At 42.7% G+C, this 17404-nt stretch carries 16 protein-coding genes; 5 read left to right on the forward strand and 11 right to left on the reverse strand.

What is annotated here, in order from left to right; genetic code table 11:
• Positions 1-47: 47 nt before the first annotated feature.
• Positions 48-698 carry a class I SAM-dependent methyltransferase gene (locus KI659_RS14695; protein ID WP_213946123.1) on the reverse strand — a complete coding sequence of 217 codons (651 nt, stop codon included), beginning with the start codon at positions 696-698 and terminating at the stop codon, positions 48-50.
• 40 nt (positions 699-738) lie between these two features.
• Between KI659_RS14695 and KI659_RS14700 the strand changes: the two genes are divergently transcribed.
• On the forward strand, positions 739-1659 hold the full coding sequence (locus KI659_RS14700) for a VOC family protein (protein WP_213946124.1): 921 nt from the start codon (positions 739-741) through the stop codon (positions 1657-1659).
• On the opposite strand, the gene KI659_RS14705 is transcribed toward KI659_RS14700, so the two are convergent.
• The 9 genes from KI659_RS14705 to KI659_RS14745 are packed head-to-tail and all read right to left on the reverse strand — an operon-like array spanning position 1656 to position 13603.
• A complete protein-coding gene (locus tag KI659_RS14705) occupies positions 1656-3029 on the reverse strand; it encodes a fibrobacter succinogenes major paralogous domain-containing protein (RefSeq protein ID WP_213946125.1) in 1374 nt (457 codons plus the stop codon). The two genes, KI659_RS14700 and KI659_RS14705, sit on opposite strands and share 4 nt — an antisense overlap.
• Positions 3026-4432: a fibrobacter succinogenes major paralogous domain-containing protein gene (locus tag KI659_RS14710; protein WP_213946126.1), complete on the reverse strand. Its 1407-nt coding sequence runs from the start codon at positions 4430-4432 to the stop codon at positions 3026-3028. Before KI659_RS14710 ends, KI659_RS14705 begins: the two co-directional genes overlap by 4 nt.
• 15 nt (positions 4433-4447) lie before the next feature.
• Positions 4448-5806 carry a fibrobacter succinogenes major paralogous domain-containing protein gene (locus tag KI659_RS14715; RefSeq protein ID WP_213946127.1) on the reverse strand — a complete coding sequence of 453 codons (1359 nt, stop codon included), beginning with the start codon at positions 5804-5806 and terminating at the stop codon, positions 4448-4450.
• A gap of 3 nt (positions 5807-5809) precedes the next feature.
• Positions 5810-7216: a fibrobacter succinogenes major paralogous domain-containing protein gene (locus KI659_RS14720; RefSeq protein ID WP_213946128.1), complete on the reverse strand. Its 1407-nt coding sequence runs from the start codon at positions 7214-7216 to the stop codon at positions 5810-5812.
• A 22-nt stretch (positions 7217-7238) separates the two neighbouring features.
• Complete coding sequence (locus KI659_RS14725) at positions 7239-7916, reverse strand: hypothetical protein (protein ID WP_213946129.1); 678 nt, start codon at positions 7914-7916, stop codon at positions 7239-7241.
• Between the two features lie 11 nt (positions 7917-7927).
• Entirely contained in the window at positions 7928-9340 is a 1413-nt protein-coding gene (locus KI659_RS14730; protein ID WP_213946130.1) for a fibrobacter succinogenes major paralogous domain-containing protein, read from the reverse strand.
• A 3-nt stretch (positions 9341-9343) separates the two neighbouring features.
• Positions 9344-10705, reverse strand: a complete 1362-nt coding sequence (locus KI659_RS14735) for a fibrobacter succinogenes major paralogous domain-containing protein (protein WP_213946131.1) — start codon at positions 10703-10705, stop codon at positions 9344-9346.
• An 11-nt stretch (positions 10706-10716) separates the two neighbouring features.
• Entirely contained in the window at positions 10717-12246 is a 1530-nt protein-coding gene (locus KI659_RS14740; RefSeq protein ID WP_213946132.1) for a fibrobacter succinogenes major paralogous domain-containing protein, read from the reverse strand.
• 7 nt (positions 12247-12253) lie between these two features.
• Positions 12254-13603, reverse strand: a complete 1350-nt coding sequence (locus KI659_RS14745; RefSeq protein ID WP_213946133.1) for a fibrobacter succinogenes major paralogous domain-containing protein — start codon at positions 13601-13603, stop codon at positions 12254-12256.
• 215 nt (positions 13604-13818) lie between these two features.
• Between KI659_RS14745 and KI659_RS14750 the strand changes: the two genes are divergently transcribed.
• The 4 genes from KI659_RS14750 to KI659_RS14765 all read left to right on the forward strand — a co-directional run bounded on the left by KI659_RS14750 (position 13819) and on the right by KI659_RS14765 (position 17124).
• Positions 13819-14577, forward strand: coding sequence for a class I SAM-dependent methyltransferase (locus KI659_RS14750; RefSeq protein WP_213946134.1), 759 nt, complete (start codon positions 13819-13821; stop codon positions 14575-14577).
• 288 nt (positions 14578-14865) lie between these two features.
• Positions 14866-15438, forward strand: a complete 573-nt coding sequence (locus KI659_RS14755) for a hypothetical protein (protein WP_213946135.1) — start codon at positions 14866-14868, stop codon at positions 15436-15438.
• A 333-nt stretch (positions 15439-15771) separates the two neighbouring features.
• Entirely contained in the window at positions 15772-16449 is a 678-nt protein-coding gene (locus tag KI659_RS14760) for an alpha/beta fold hydrolase (protein ID WP_213946136.1), read from the forward strand.
• A 21-nt stretch (positions 16450-16470) separates the two neighbouring features.
• The gene (locus KI659_RS14765) at positions 16471-17124 is read left to right on the forward strand and encodes a phosphoribosyltransferase (RefSeq protein ID WP_213946137.1); all 654 of its coding nucleotides are present in this window, start codon (positions 16471-16473) and stop codon (positions 17122-17124) included.
• Between the two features lie 2 nt (positions 17125-17126).
• On the opposite strand, the gene KI659_RS14770 is transcribed toward KI659_RS14765, so the two are convergent.
• Positions 17127-17381 (reverse strand): hypothetical protein, encoded by a 255-nt coding sequence (locus KI659_RS14770; RefSeq protein WP_213946138.1) that lies wholly within the window; start codon positions 17379-17381, stop codon positions 17127-17129.
• Between the last annotated feature and the right edge of the window lie 23 nt (positions 17382-17404).

Genomic DNA, 17404 nt, shown 5'->3' on the forward strand with positions numbered 1-17404 from the left:
GATAATCGTAATCTAAAATACTAACATCAAGCTGAATCTAAAAAGGATTAGGAAAAACTGGTACTTAATTTTTTGTAAACTCTGGCTGAAATGAATCCTTTAAAAAAGCCCTTATTTGAAATTGCCTCAAAACCGCTCTCATCAAAATATCGTGCCATTGGCGGCAAACTGGATGTTTGGACGTTACACAGGAGGCTGAAATATTTATACATAAGCCCCAGAAAAGCACGGTGCCAAAAGCGGCTATTCTCAAAATCCACATGAAGCCATATGCCTTGGGGTTTTAAGGATTGATTAATATTAGAGAAAGCCTCATTTGCTTCTTTAGCGGTAAGGTTGTCAAAGAAAAATGGGGTCAGGACCACATCGTAGGTTTTACTTAAAATCAAGTCCTGAACAGATTGCTGTACGAATTCGACTTCTAACCCTTGATAAACCTGCTTTTTAGCTTTCCTAATCATCAATTCGGAATGATCCACAAAGGTTACTTTAAGATCCTTTCTTTGTAGCCAGGCAATATCCTGAAGGATCCAGCCTGTACCCCCTCCCACTATCAGGATATGGGTATGATCAGGTATATGGTTAAGCACGCTTCTTTGGGATCTTCTGATGGCGCCCAGAAATACCAGGGCAGCAAGCCCATCATAGATAAGGGCCACCGGGTCATAATTTGCTGATTTTTTTCCCTGTCTTTCCATCCTAATTTCGTAAATTTATTAACCTTAACCTCAATGCCTTATGGAAGCCAACCTATCAAAAATAAGCAATTGCATCTGGTGTGCAGGTCATGCTGAAGAAGCTGCAAACTTTTATATCGAAACCTTCCAAGAGGGTAAAGTTAACCATCTCCTGCGATACGGAAAAGCCGGCAAGGAACAGCATGGCCAGGAGGAAGGCACTGTGCTTTCTGTGGATTTTCAAATCTACGACCACCATTTTATCGCATTGAATGGTGGAGATATCTTTTCCCCTAATCCCTCCATTTCCTTTTATATCACTTATGAGCACGAGGAAGAATTGGATAGGGTCTGGGCGGCCTTGGCAAACCAGGGAAGCATACTCATGCCCTTGCAAAAATACGATTGGAGTCCAAAATACGGCTGGGTACAGGACCGATTTGGAGTTTCCTGGCAACTTTCATTGGGCAACATGGAAGATGTGCAACATCAAAAGGTTGTGCCCACATTTTTATTCCCTCATACCCAACCCGGCCAAGCAGCTCCGGCCATTGAGTTTTATACTGCCATTTTTCCCGAATCAGATGTCTTGGGCATACTGCAGTACCCAGCCGAGGACCAGGACGGCAACGCCGGGAATGTGATGCATGCCCAGTTTAGCCTTTTAGGAAAGCAAATCATGGCTATGGACAGTGGGGTTCCCCAAGACTATTCTTTTACGGAGGGGATTTCCTTTGTGATTCTGTGCGAGGATCAAGCGGAGGTGGACCATTATTGGAATAGCTTGTCCCAAGACGGTGAGGAGCAACCCTGCGGTTGGCTAAAGGACAAATTTGGCGTCTCCTGGCAGGTAATCCCCCGCCGAATGATGGAACTGTTCAAAAGCAACGAGCAGGAAGCCAAAGAGCGCCTTTCCGCCTGCATGTTCAAGATGAAAAGGCTCGTGATGGCAGAGCTGGAGGAGGCGTTTGAAAACGGTTAGTTTTTCTTGATGCAGCGGATGGAGCGGTAATCAAAAAACTCATCTAAATTGGAAGAAGAAAAAGTAACTTGCTCACGCATGGATACAAATACGGGTTGCACCTCGTTTGCACTAGTAGGTTCTCCCAAGGTACTGGACCACCACGATGCAGTTTCAAAAACATTATAGAAAGAGCGCTGGTAAAAAGGGTCTACAGGATATTCCATAAAATATCCGGTTCCAATTGCATTAAATCTGCTAGAGTTAGTTGCACCATCGCTGAAGGGAGGCAACCAGTAATCACCACTTGAATTTTTCATTTTCCCTCCAGCCTCAACTTCTCCTCCTAAAAAACTAATCAACTCTTCCCAATCTTCTTGCGTGGGTATATCCCAATCGCATGGACAAACTCCCCTTTCATCTATAACTACCCAGTCATTATAAAGGAGGCCAAATGGCTCATCATTATCAGGATTGTAATCAACATGAAAATAGGCTGGCCCAGAGTGGTCCCTCTGAACGAATGGATCACCAGGGTTTCTGTCTGGCAATCTGTCTTTTTTCCTCAACTCATCCCCATTACAAAAGGTCGAGCTGCGAAGATTTTCAGCCATCCAGATTTGGTTGCCTATTTTGACCACCTTATATACATTTCCTTCAACATCCCTTACGATTGAATTGAATGGTCTTTCTACTTCCCGCCCGAAATCCTCATAATCAAAATCGCGCATGATCAGCTCGAGAAAATTGACATTACCTGCCTCAGGATAGCTTAATGTAAAATGATAATGAATATTACCCTGCACCTCTAACTGCTCACTTAAAATCGAACTTTCATACCTTTCAGTAACTTCCAGTTCGATAGTTTGATCACTACGCACATACTGGTAAAAGTATTTGCTATCTGCTGATAAGGGCAGTTCCTTATTTGAATCGCCATTTCGAATCAATACGGACTCTGCCAGCTCCGCGCTAATGGTAAGTAGGGCGTAATCAGTATCGCCTTCCAGTATTATGTCATTGTCCTCATTACCTAGCACAAATTGACCATTAATTGTAAAAGGGAGATAATCCTCCCAAATCTCTCCATCGGCATTTAATTGAAAAGAATATTCTCCTTGGGGCAATTGCAGCTGGTAGGCTTGGGAGAAATTATTTGGGTCAAAATCCAAATAGCTTATTTCGCCAGATGCCAAATTCTGAAATTCAAGCGTTTCCTGGGCTCTAAACAAATGGGCCCATTCCGATGATGTGGTTCGGGAATTTGGAGAAGGATGATCGAAGCTATTTAGGTTTAAACCCCTAAGAACTACCATACCAATTGGCTTTTCCTCTTCAAAAGGATTGCAGCTCACAATCACTATGATTAAAATGATAAATACCCTTTTCATAGCTCCTCTTCTTTTATACACCTAATGGATAAACCTTCATGTTTAGGACCATCATGAACCCATAAATTTCCAATTCCATCATAACCTAGCTCAAGTGAATAAAGGCTTTCGAACAGCACTTCCTCATTATAGGACACATAGTCAGCAGTAGTTTGACTCCAGTGGGCCCCAGTCATCCTGAAAAAATTAAATCCAAATAAAACAGTTGGATATTGTTCTATATACCTGTTATCATCCCTGTACACCCCGCCTGGCACAGGTAAAAACAGGCCCGATCCTATTAATCCTAACCCGGATGCATTGGTTGCGTTCATGTTTGGAGCCATCCAGTTTTTGTATCCTGCCTCTTTAAGGCTGCCCAGTAAAATATGATTTTCTCCCCCTACAAAATCCACGAGCTGCTGAAAGTCCTCCATAGTCGGCACCCTATACCCACAGGGACAGGGATTTCTTTCATCTATAGCCACGTATCCATTATAAAGTTTACCAAAGGGATAATTCAGGCTTTCATCGTTATGTACATAGGTCCACATCGGTTCCTCTACCTCATTCCAATCTTCCCTTGTTCCCGGTACATGGGGAATTGGATCTCCATTGCAAAAAGTACTTGACCTGAGATTTTCTGCCATCCAGTTCTGATTGCCAATGTTTACAGTTCTATAGCGGTTGCCATCATTGTCATAAACCACATTAGTAATATCGTCCAAGGCTATGCCTTCTGGAATATACTCAAAGTCCCCCACCCTGAGTTCCAAAAAATCCGTATTGCCCCCGCTTGAATATAAATAGTAATGCAAGTGCATATAAGGATCCAGGGTAATCTCATATTCTGCAGTATCATCGTTTACATCCCTGATGCGCAAAAGGCTCTCATGCCTATTGAGAAGGTAAAGAAAATAAAATTCACCATTCTGAGTCAACATCATATCCCGATTAGAAAGAGTGGCGAACTCCACAAACTCATTCTTCACGCTAACCAACCCAAATGTCGTTTCCGCATTAAGACTGATATTGAGGTTTGGAGAACTGACTAAAAAGGATCCCGAGGCAGTAAAAGGCAGATAGCTGGAAAATTCCTCCTCTTCCCCGGCCGACTCCACCATGTAGGTATATTCTCCGTAAGGCAGCATGATGGTTTTGGGCAGAAAAAAGTCATTCGGGTCAAAAACCAATGTAAATATCTCCCCGCTTTCATTGTTGGTGATCAGCATCTCCACCTCCTCGGCAAAAACATGCTCCCAAGCAGAAGCCTGCGTTCTTGCCTGCTCGGATTGCGTGTTGAACTGCTGAAGGGAAAGGGTGGAAAAGTTCACCTCAGCCTGCGGCAAATGCTTTTCCTCCTCCAACTCCTGACAGGAGTAGAGGAAAAACATGATAGCCAGTGAGTAAAAAATTTTTTTCATATCGGGTGATAAATGTTAGTTCTTTTTGATGCAGCGGATGGAGGAAGCTGATATAAAATATTGATTATCTCTTCCATACCCCCATATCTCACTATTTAAAGTAAACCTACCTAATGGATTATATATGAGATATTCACTCTCAGATTGAGAGGATGAATAAAACATCGTCTCAGAACCGAAATAGTACCATGGATGATTCGCTAGATAAGATTCATGACCTGAATAAATTATATAACCAGTTGGTAACGCATCAAAACCACTTTCATTTGTTGCAAGAAAATAATTTTGCTCTCTCCAATAATTTTCTTTTGTAGACCGCAATTTATGTCCTGCTACTTCATTACCCCCTAAATAAGAAATTAATTCATTCCAATCATCATCATTTGGAATTTCCCAATCACAAGGACATATGTTACGTTCATCTTCAGCCGCAGCATTATTATAGAGTTTACCATAAGGATAATCATACGTATCATCATTATCTATAGACCATGATGCAGGAATTGTGATACCGGTAAACCATTCCTCGGTGGGCATACCAATTTCCTCTAATTTGTCACCATTGCAAAATGTTGAGGAACGTAGATTTTCGCCCATCCAAATTTGGTTGCCAATTTTTATAACTTTGTAAACATTCCCTTCAATATCAACAACAATATTATTTATAATACTAGTATCTAACACTTCCTCTTCAAAGTCGAATTCAGATAATACAATATTAATAATATTTAAATTTCCTTCCGTGGAAACCTCCAAGACGAAATGGTAGTGTTTTAAAGCGTCAATATCTAAAGACTTAGAAAATATTTTCCCATCAAACTTTTCTTGCACATGAATTAAGATATTTTGTCCTTCTCGAATATATTGATAATAAAATTTACCATCTTTTGTTTTAGGTAGAGCCTTTGTCAAGTTACCTATTGTTATCGAAACTGAATCTAATAATTGAGCTTCAAAAGTAATTACACTATAATTACTGACCCCTTCTAATACTATTTCATTATTAGCATTATTCACATCAAACTGCCCGTTAACTTCAAATGGTAAATAATCTTCAAAATCGCCTCCTACAAGTTCTGTGTTATAGTTATATTCACCATAAGGCAAATCAATTTCATAGGGTTGTCGAAAATCGTTCGGATCGAATTGTAGTTGCAGCTCCGATCCATCCTGTTGATTTATAATAGTTAATTGAACTTCATCTTGAAAAATATGGGTCCATGCTGTAGACTCAAGCTTTGCATTTTTTGTCGGGTTTTGCAATTTAGGCTTTGAGAAACCCGTGAACAAAACCATTCCAGTCGGATGAAACTCCTCAAAAGAGTTACAACCAATTAAAAATAAAAATGTGATTATAGTCAAACCTCTCTTCATAGTCTAATTATCTTTTAAACACCGAATAGACATCCCTTCCATCATTGAGCCATCATGCACACGAGGTCTCCCATCTGACGCAAACATAAATCCCAACTCCAATGCGTAAAGTGTTTCAAAATTAAGTGGATGGGAAGGTGATATTTCATAAACACCTCTAGTTTGTGTCCAATAGGCTCCAGTAGTGCCAATCCAGTGAATTCCAGTAAGCGCTCCAAAATTAAATCTTCCTATAATCCTTTCTCTACGTCGACCAAATCTATCTCCTGGACCTCCCCACCATAAAAGTATGCCCCCTGGCCGAAGTGATAAACCAGTAGCGTTTGTCGCTCCTACATTTGGAGACTCCCAAATATCGAATCCCGCTTCTTTTAATGGGTCTGAATCGGGGTTAAACCTAGTCATATAAGATGCTAAGTCTTCAAAATCCTCTTTAGTTGGTACACGCCAACCGCATGGGCAGGGATTTCTTGTATCCGCTGCTGCATACCCATTATAGATATAGCCATAGTCATCTACATTGCTCACATAATCTTTATAATCCTTATAAATACCTTCATTTTCTCTATCCCATAATTGAAATCTAGGTTCATAATATATTCTATCACCATTACAATATGTAGTGGAACGAAGATTCTCTGCCATCCAAACTTGGTTTCCAATCTGAACTGTCCGATATCTATTTCCTTCCCTATCATATACTATATTTTCAATTTCCTCAAGAGCTATACCTTCAGGAAGGTATTCAAAGTCCCCGATTTCCAGCACAAAATTCGTATTACCCTCTATTGGTAACAGATAAAAATGTCGGTGTGTGTAATTATTAACTATGAAATTTCTTCTAAATCGAATTCCATTTTCTGATCTTACCTTAAGATTAAGTTCATCAGATGTATTTACATAAATATAATAAAACTCCTCATTCTCTGTCAATTGTAGATTTTGACCTGAAAGACTTACAGAATCTATGTCTCTGTTTCTAATTGACACCAGCCCATATGTGGTTTCCGCATTTAAATTAATATGCACATTTAAGGCATTCACTTCAAAACTTCCAGAAGCAGTTACAGGTAAGTAATGAGAAAATTCGTTATCTACCGCTTCAATATTGTAAGTGTACTGACCTAATGGTAACATAATAACTTTAGGCAGAAAAAAGTCATTAGGGTCAAAAACCAAGGTAAACGCCTCCCCGCTTTCATTGTTGGTGATCAGCATCTCCACCTCCTCGGCAAAGACATGCTTCCAAGCAGAAGCCTGCGTTCTTGCCTGCTCGGATTGCGTATTAAACTGCTGAAGGGAAAGGGTGGAAAAGCTCACCTCAGCCTGTGGCAAATGCTTTTCCTCCTCCAATCCCTGACAGGAAAATAGGAGAAATATAATAGCCAGAGAGTAATAAATTCTTTTCATCCTGATCAGTTTAATTCACCATTCATTTCTCATTCATCATTCCTAATTCCACTCCCCCAACCCTTCCATTCTCAGGTATGAATAAGAAAAAGTGATAATGCTCCCTAGCACCAATAGTAAGGTCTCTCCTCACCGTATCTTGGTCAAAGTGGTCGATGATCTGCAATTCTGCTGTAGTTCCTCCTGGTGCATAAAGGAAATAATTCTCCCTGTCCAAGGTACGAACGAGTTCGTACCTCTCGCCCCCCACAACAAGCGCTGCACTTTCCAGAAACTCATTTTTCACAGTGACCAACCCGTAACTGGTTTCAGCATTCAATGTCAGGTTTAACCGCTCCTCCCCTACAATAAAGCTTTCCTCGGCAGTAAATGGCAGATTGGGGATGATGCCTTCCCCTGCCTGGGCGGTTGTAGCGGTATATTCCCCTTCCGGAAGGTTGATGTTGTAGGGATGCTGAAAATCATTCGGGTCAAAGGGCAAGGTGTATGTCTGTCCCGATGCCACGTTGGTGATCTCCAGCTCGGCATAGCGCTCGAAGATATGTTTCCAATCTTCCGCCATCACCCGGGAGTTTGCCCCCCCCAGTTGGAAATCCTGAACCTCAATTCCACTGAAGTTTACCTCCCTAGCCACGGGAGCGGGTGTCTCCACCTCGGAGCAGCCCAGCAAAACCAATAAGCCTAATGTGTATTTTTTCATAATCGTGTTGTTTATTCTTTGATGCAGCGGATATTTATACCTGAAAAGGAATCTAAGTCCTCAACTGCAAAACCAGTTGGATTAAATAAAGCTGTCTGATCGCTAATTAAAAAACTATAGATGTCATACTTAGTAAATTCTGGATCACTAGGAGTAAAGCCTGGATCTGACCATGTTTCTGTGGTTGTCCAAAATAAGGATGCTTCAAATAATCTATAAAAATAGAAGCCTCTTACCATTGACTCGAATGATCCAGTAATTACTACACCGGCAGGAATTGCATTAAATCCGTATATATCAGTTGATTCATCATTCGGATAAGGCCAATATTCGGTACCCCGCTGTCTTAAAGCTCGACTGGCTTCCAATTCACCGCCAATATATTCCACCAACCTCTCAAAATCACTCCTTGAGGGCACTTTCCATCCACATGGACAAATGTTCCGTTCATCCATCGGGACTATAGAGCTGTAATACAAGCCAAAGGACTTGACTAAACTGGAGTCATTCAACATATATGTATAGATTGGATTAGTATTATAAACCCATGAAAAACCTCCTTCATCATATGCCCATCCATCTCCAGCAGGTTCATATGTTAATTCGTCTCCGTTACAAAATGTTGTGCTCCGAAGGTTTTCAGCCATCCAATACTGATCTCCTATCCTCACAACTTTGTAAAGATTTCCGTCATTATCTTTAATAAACCTCAACTGTTCACCACCAACTGGGATTCCGTGCTCTTCCAAAGAAAATTCTCCAAGTTCAAGCCCTATAACATTGAGATTCCCATAATCATACCGTGGCACAAAGTGAAAATGCTGATACCTACCCACTGCAAATTCAGCTTCGATGCTTTCCTCCCCTTGTGTTGCCCGTACAGTCCCTTCCCTTCCATTTCGGATGTAGATGTAATGCACATTTCTTTCAGGAAGGCTAAAAAAATACTCATAGCCACTGCCGGCATTTACTTCGGCTTGCTCAAATTCCTGCGAGTTGAGCGTTAAAAGACCATAGTCCGTAGTAGCTTCCAATATCAACTCGGCGCCTTGATCTGTTACCGCCAAATTACCGCTGGCAGAATAGGGCAAATAAGGAGAAGTCATCTCACCTTCTACCTCTGATATATAGGTATAATCCCCGACTGGAAGAGAAAACTGGTATCCTTGCCCAAAATTATTCGGGTCATAGGATATGGTAAAGCTTTCATTGGTACCAGTGTGGGTAAGAACCAGATCCACCTCCTCAGGGTAAATATGGATCCATTCAGACATTTCAATAACCCTACTGGCTGGCAAATGATTTTGAAAATCCTCGACAAATAACCCTGACAGCTTCACCACCCCAATTGGGGATTCAGTATCAACTTCCTGGGTGCAGGAGAATAAAAATGTAATCAACACTATGAATAAAAATCTTTGCATAAATCAATCCTCTTTAATGCATCTAACAGCCAATGCTAATACATCCAATTCTAATCGCGTATACACAGAATTATTTCCATAATTAAGTAACATTACGTAAAAGTAAGTCCCCTCCCTTCCATCATGCCAGGTCATATCAAATTGAGTTGTAGACCAATAGGCACCCCATTCTCTTAAAAGACCAAAACCAAATCTTGGAGTAACGCTTTCTCTCCTATCGAATAGCTCAATAGAATTACTAGAATACACAAACATTCCAGATGGCATGGCGGAAAATCCATATTCATCAGTAGCTCCCGGATTGGGTGTCAACCAATAATCATATCCAGTTTTTCTTAACTTCTGTCCAAATAATTCTTCACCTCCTATGAAATCAAATAGTTCATTGTAGTCATCTAGACTCGGCACCTTCCATCCACAAGGACAAACATTGCGCTCATCAGTTATTGCATATTCATTATAAAGCTTCCCATAATCCTTATTATACGCTTGATCATTATCATAATATGTATAAGCGGGACTGTCCAGCTCAATCCAGTCTTCCCCGCCCGGGACATTTTCTATGGGATCGCCGTTGCAGAAGGTTTCGGTTTTGAGGTTTTGGGCCATCCAGGTCTGGTTGCCTATCCGCACCGTGCGGTAGGGATTGCCATCATAGTCATACACAATGTTGCTCACATTGCCCAGTTCCACGCTGTTTTCGGAATATTCAAAATCTCCGATCAACAACTCCATAAAACTTGGACCACCCTGAAATAAATAAAAATGCTGGTGGCTATAGGCATTCACTTCTATTTCTCTTTCAAAGCTTTCCCCATCCTCACTGGACTGAATTTCAACTCTATAAACCCCACCACCTCTTACATACTTGAAGTAAAATTCTTCATCCTCAGTAAGAGAAAAAGGAACCTCTCCATCCAACAACACCTCTTGTATCATGTCATTTTTCACGGTGATCAACCCATAGTCGGTTTCCCCCTGGAGAATGATGTTGTAATTAAGGCTGCCCATATCAAAATTGCCCTGTGCCACAAACGGCAGGTAATCCATATATTGATCACCCTCCTGCTCTACCCTATACTCATAATTTCCATAGGCCAACTGCGTCTGGTAGGGAAGAAAGAAATCCCCAGGATTGATGTTTAGTGTTTGACTGCTCCCATTGCCATTGATCTGTATTTCCGTATCCGTATTAAAGATGTGCTGCCATTCGGAAATAGAACTGGTCCTGGCATTGGGGCTGTACCCGTTAAACCGGTCCAGTTCCAAGGCCGAAAAACTCACCATTCCCATCTGCTCCTCTTCCTGCTGCACGCAGGAAAAGGAAAACAGCAATCCAAATAGCATCAAAACTCTTACGCTCATATCAAAAAATTTTATTCTCTTATACATCTCACATTAAAGGCATTAGCTGTACCTGTCGCATAAAACTCTTCAAGTCTAACTTCAGCTCTATTGTAATACAGCTGGGCAAAGTAATTCCCCGTAGAAGACCACCATGCGCCCCTCTCGTACAACCAGTTGTAAGGGCCGGATATGCCCGGATACTGGTCTGGGTTTTCTGTCACAGTCACCCAACCTGCGCCTATGGCATTGAAACCGCTGTCATTGTTGGCTCCTGTGTTTGGATATTTCCACCTGTCAGTAGTCGGGTTTTTCATCCTGCCGCCAGCAGCCGCATTGCCACCCAAAGTGGAAATCAACTGTTGCCAGTCTGCATTACTTGGTATCTTCCAACCGCATGGACAAAGCCCCCTGCTATCCTGTACCGCTTCTTGGGTATAGTAATTCCCATAAGGCCTACCATATTCCTGACTGTTGTTGAATCTTGTGTAAACGCCACTGTTCAGCGAAAGCCAGTCATTGGAAGCACCCACCTCAGGGATATCATCTCCGTTGCAGTAGGTAGTCGTACGGAGGTTTTCTCCCATCCAGTATTGGTTGCCTATCCGGATGATTCTATAGGAATTGCCATCGGCATCCCGGACAAAGTTCTCTGCCTGCTGACCGGGCACATCTACAGGGCGCTCCTCATAGCTGAAATCCCCCATGGCAAGTTCAACGAACCTTATGCCCCCTGTACTCGGATCATCCGGGTTGGGATCGGGATCTGTCGGATCGTCGGGCCCACTCGGGTCCTCGTCATCCGGATCATCTGGATCTTCATCCGGGTCATCCGGCTCTCCAGGATCAATCGGGTTGATCGGGTATATAGGGTCGGAAGGTTCACCAGGCTGAGTTGGATCTGTAGGGTCCTGTTGCACTGGCGGGGTGTTGAGGTAAAAGTGAAAATGCCTTCTTGACCGCATGGTGAAATTCCGAGCAAAATTGGAAAGATTCACATTATCCTGAATCTGCAACTGGGTAGGCAGTCCCCTTCTCACATATTTATAAAAATGCTCTTCGCTATCCAGCAGCCCCAGCTCATAATTAGTTTCCTCTACCAATAGCTGGGCGGCCTCCACATATTGGTTTTTCAAAGTCACCAAGCCATGCTCAGTGGTCGCATCCAAGGGCACGTTGATACTTCTGCCCGTCAGGACGAAACTACCCGAGGCTTCTACGGGCAGAAAATCCTCCGCAGTGCCCCCTTCTATCATCAAAGTGTAAGTATAGGCCCCAAATGGCAGCTCAATGGAATTCACCCCTTCGTCATTAGGGTTGAAATCCAACTGATGGGTCTGACCGGAATGGACATGGTTAATGTTGATCCTCGCTCTTTCAGGGAATACATGCCTCCATTCAGAGGGATTGAGCGTACTGTCCTCACCTACCAGCATAAACTGGTCTACCTGAATGGGCTGGAAATTGACATCTCCTACTGAATCTTCCCTTTCCTCATCGCCCAAACGACAGGCGGTGGTCAGAAAAAGTATGGCTGCGATATAAAAAATCAGATTTTTCATGCGGAAGTTAATCGTTTTTGACACATCTAATGGAAAGGCCTGCCTGCTGGATCTGCAGGTTTTGCAAATTGGCCGCACTGTTGGCGTGGTTCAGCTTCATGGCATATCCCTGCCCCCCATCGGTGGAACTGCTCCACCACAAACCAAGGGAGTAGAGGAAGGAAAAGTTGGAACCTTGCGATACGGATTGCCCACTCACCAGGCTGCCACTTTCGCTGGCATATACAAAGGCGCCTCCAGGGTAAGCCGAAAACCTTGTTTCATCGGTGGCCCCCACATTCGGGGTCCTCCAGTAATTGAACCCGGCAACCTTCAATTTGCCACCTGCTTCCGCAGCACCATCCAGATATTCTTGAAGTTCTTGCCAGTCTGCGTTGCTGGGCACCCTCCAGCCACAGGGGCATACATTTCGGGGGTCACTTACCGCATAGCTGTTAAAGAGCTTTCCAAAAAGATTGTTATAGGTTTGATCATTGTCATAATAGGTAAAGGCAGGTTCTTCATTTTCTGCCCAGGCCTCACCGCCTTCCAGGTTTTCGATGTCATCACCGTTGCAGAATTTCGTTGTCCGCAGGTTTTCCGCCATCCAGGTCTGGCTTCCAATCTGCACAGTTCTATATACATTGTCCGAGGCATCTATGACCCGGTTGATAAATTCACCGCCGCCGATTGGGATTTCTACATACTCAAACTCCCCTATGGCCAAATCAATGATGCTTACATTGGATTCATCCTGGATTCGAAGGAAAAAATGGAAATGCTGATAAGGCTCAATCAGGACTGCTTCTTCAAATTGCTCCTCGGAAGTCGAGGTTATAGTCAGGTTGACGTTTCCCCCTCCTTTAATATATTTATAATAATAAGCATCATTCGCGGTCAGGGCCAATTCGGAACCGTTTATGGAAGATGACTCGACCAGGTCATTGCGCACAGTCACCAGACCGTAATCCGTAGTAGCATCCAGGGTGATGTTGGTCATATCGGCGGCCACCTCAAAATCCCCCTCAGCCTCAAAAGGCAAAAAATCCTCCATGGCCCCGCCGCTCACCTGCACCGAATACCGATAGTCCCCAAAAGGAAGTTCTATCTGCTCTGCTGAGGAGAGGTCATTGGGGTTGATGTTCAAGACATAGGTGTCGCCGTTGCCCTGGCGGGAAATCACAATCTCGGCCTCTGGATAATAAACGTGCTCCCAGCTTGAGGTTGCCAATACACGGGCATGGGAATTAAGACTGTTAAACTGTCCCAGATTCATACTGGAAAAATTCACCAGTCCTCGGTGTTGTTCTTCATTATCGAACTTCTGACAAGCTGAAATCCCTGAAAAAATCAGGATATAAAGTAAAATTCGTCGCATACTTCCCAATAATTAAACAATTAACTAAATGCAAAAAGTTATATATGAACTCAAATATAATGTTTATGTTATAATTTATCATTAAATATTGAGATTTTAACATATTTAGAGTTTAAAAGAAAATCACCTCAAGGGGATACATTCGCTGGACTTTCCACCATTTTCTATGGCATTGAGGCTCAAAGCCCGTATATTCAGCAAATCACTAAACCAAAATGAACGATTTAGAAAAATATTTCAGAGAGAATAAAGGGAGATTAATTCACAAATGGATCCATTACTTTGATGCTTATGACAGGCACTTCTCACGATTCAGGGACAAGGAAATCATCATCTTGGAAATTGGCGTGTCGCAAGGAGGAAGCCTTCAGATGTGGAAAGATTACTTCGGCCCCAAAGCCAAAATTTACGGCATCGACGTCAATCCCCAGTGCAAAGAACTGGAGGAAGAAAATATCCGGATTTTCATAGGGTCTCAATCAGACAAGAAGTTTCTCCAGGAGGTGAAGCGTTCAATTCCAAAAGTGGATATCCTCATTGATGACGGGGGACACACCATGAAACAGCAGATCGTCACTTTTGAGGAAATGTTTGATCATGTAAAAGACAACGGAGTCTTTCTCTGTGAAGACCTGCATACCAGTTATTGGTTAAAGTACGGGGGAGGCCATAAGCGCAAGGGCACCTTCATTGAATACAGCAAAAACTTCATCGATGCCCTGAATGCCCACCACTCTCAGCAAAGAAGTCTCAAAGTAAATCACCTGACAGGCAACATTGACTCCATACATTATTATGATAGCATCTTGGTATTAGAAAAGAAAAAGAGAAAAGCCCCTTATCATGAACAGACAGGTATTCCAAGTTTTGAACTGGAAAAGGATCCTTCCAAACTATATCGGGTAAAGGAAAACCTGCACAGGGGAATCAACACCCTGCTGGCAAAATTCAGGTTAAAGGGTTACGATTATTGATTTTATGGTCACCCATTTTTGATAAAATCCCAAAATATTGGGATTTTTTTATTTTTATAAAATTTTGCCAAATACATAATTTCTCGCCTACTCTTTAATAATATTCCATCCACAGGGACACTGCAAACGTTTGCAAGTTATCAAGTATTAAAGCCTTTTATTACCAAATCATTAATTAAATATCTTTATTTTTAAATTATTTGCAATAAAACATATTCCTATCTAACTTTGCATCAATAACAAAGAGAAATCCCCTTTCAACTATTGAACCTATTAAACCAGAATATTATGAAACTATTGATGACAACCGTGGCCGCCCTGGTCATAGCAGCAAGTGTATTTGCTTCCGAGCCTGACTCAAACAAAGTCGCACTGAAATTGGTACAGCCTACCAAAGTACAACTGTCCCACCAAGGCAGCCCAGAGGGTTTGTTGACTGTGAAAGTTTACAACCACAAAAATGAAATGCTGGTAAATGAGAGAATCCATAAGACGGCCTCCTTTGCCAAAAATTATGATTTCAGCCAGGCCGCCCCGGGTAAATACAGCATCTTGGTACAGAATGCCAAAGGTGAGGTTGAAAACATGGAATTTGAGATAGGCGCCACCAAGCAAAAAGATGTGTACACCAAGATGGAAAAAATCAGCGGCAACAAGTACAAGCTTATTGTAAATGCCCTACACCAATCGGATCTGAATGTGGCGATTTATGAAAACGGCAACCTGATCTTCCAGGAAAGAGCTGAGGATTCTAAAGGATTTTCAAAGGTGTATGATCTTGTAAACGTGAGAAGCAACAGCCAGATTGAATTTCAGGTCACTTCCGCTTCAGGCTTTTCCAAGTTGATTTCTGCGAGGTAAAAGAAGACCGGAGACGGAAGAGCGGAGACCGAACTTCTTCGCAGAAGAAAAGGGGTCATGAACCTCCCTGTGTAGGCAAAGTATGGCACTGAGTTGCACAGAGCTTCTTCAAATAGATATAAAAAGTGGCTTGAGGGAAAATCCTTTGGGCCACTTTTTTATGGGTTATGAGGTGGGATAAGTTTCCATTTTTGGATTTGGCTCTGCAAAGTATGAAAGGCTATCCTTTTAGCTCCTGATAGCTTTTCAGGCAAAAAGCATCAACGTTAAACTAAATTTCAGAATTCCTCAAACTTTGGACAAACATTTGGAGTTTCCCTTTCAAAGCGGGCAATGCTCACTATCATGGAAGGGGATATCAATATCAGATTGGGTCAGGTAGTCTTGGAAGGCAACCTGCAAACTCCGCCCTCACCCACGGGCCTGATAATATTTAGCCACGGAAGCGGCAGTGATCGGCATAGCATCCGGAACAACTTCATAGCCAAATACCTTAACAGCATCGGTTTTGCCACCTTCCTATTCAACATGCTTTCCAAGGAAGAGGAGTTTGATATTGTCAAGAAGTTTGACATGAACCTACTTTCCCGCAGACTCCGCCATATTACGGTCTGGCTCCACAACATTCCCCAATTCAAAATGCTAAAAACAGGCTTTTTTGGAGTGGATACCGGGGCGGCGGCTGCCCTGATCGCAGCAGCCAAACTACACCTTGAAATCGCAGCCATTGTGTGCCGTGGGGGCAGGGCGGACCTTGCCTCGGAGTTTTTGGAGAGCATCAACCCTCCTGTGCTTTCGATAGTCGGGGAATTAGACCAACAAATTTTGGAACTTAACAAAAAAGCTTTTGAAAAATTGCGAAAAATAAAGAAATTAGAAGTAATCCTAGGAGCATCACATCTTTTTGAGGAAGAGGGAAAAATCGAGGAGGTCGCGCGGTTGACTGGACTATGGTTTTCAGAATTCTTGCCGCAAAAGACAGGAACAGCCATCGAGGATCTGAAATACTAACATTTTTTTAGCCTTTCATTGATGATTAAAGATAGAAAAGAAGCAGCTGAAAAACTGGCTCCTATGCTTGACAGGTTCAAACCCTTGGAGCCAATTGTCCTTGGGATCCCCCGTGGAGGGACCGAAGTCGCCTACTTGGTGTCCAAACACCTGGGTGCCCCCATGTACTTAGCCATCACCAAGCGACTGAGTCTGAAAGGCAAAAAAGAAAGCACCATTGGAGCCTTGGCCGAAGATGACAGTCTTGTATTAACAGACGTGGCCAAAACGACCATCCCCAAACCCGAAATCAACCGGTATATCGCAGAAGCCAAAAAGGAAATCCGAAAAAGAATTTCCCTTTACCGCAAGGATGAGGAACTTCCATCACTGAAAAACAGAACAGTTATCATAGTCGACGATGGCGTTGCGACAGGCAATACCGTCATGGCAACCATCGAATTGTGTAGAAACAGGGATGCGGGCAAAATCATCCTGGCAACCCCTATAGCGGGAGAAAGCCTGTGCAAAAGGCTTAAAAAGAAAGTTGACGAAATTGTGGTATTGAAAACGCCCTTCTTTTTCCGCTCCATCGAGCAAGCCTATAAAGATTTTGAGCCTCTCAATGATGCAGACGTGCTTAAGATCATCAACCAATACCAAGAAGAAAAAGAAGGTGAGTCACCTTCTGAATGAAGCTAGTCCAGAATTTCTGGGTTGCTCTCCGCATTTCCCTCCTCTGAAGGGAATGCATCATCGGCTATTTCACTTATTTTCTGACCGGATTGATTAAAGGTGAGCTGGTGGATCAGACCGTCCTTTGAGACCTCTACCTGATAGAAGGTCTCCCCTTCAATTTTGCGGGTGCCCTTGAGGTCAAAAATGAATTCCTTCCTGAAATTTTCTTTTAGGTATTCTACCGCCTTCACTGGGAGTTTGTTTTCGATAGCCATGACGCAAGAATTTTGGTTGGACA

This window comes from Litoribacter ruber (assembly GCF_018449405.1).
Taxonomy (GTDB): Bacteria; Bacteroidota; Bacteroidia; order Cytophagales; family Cyclobacteriaceae; genus Litoribacter; species Litoribacter ruber.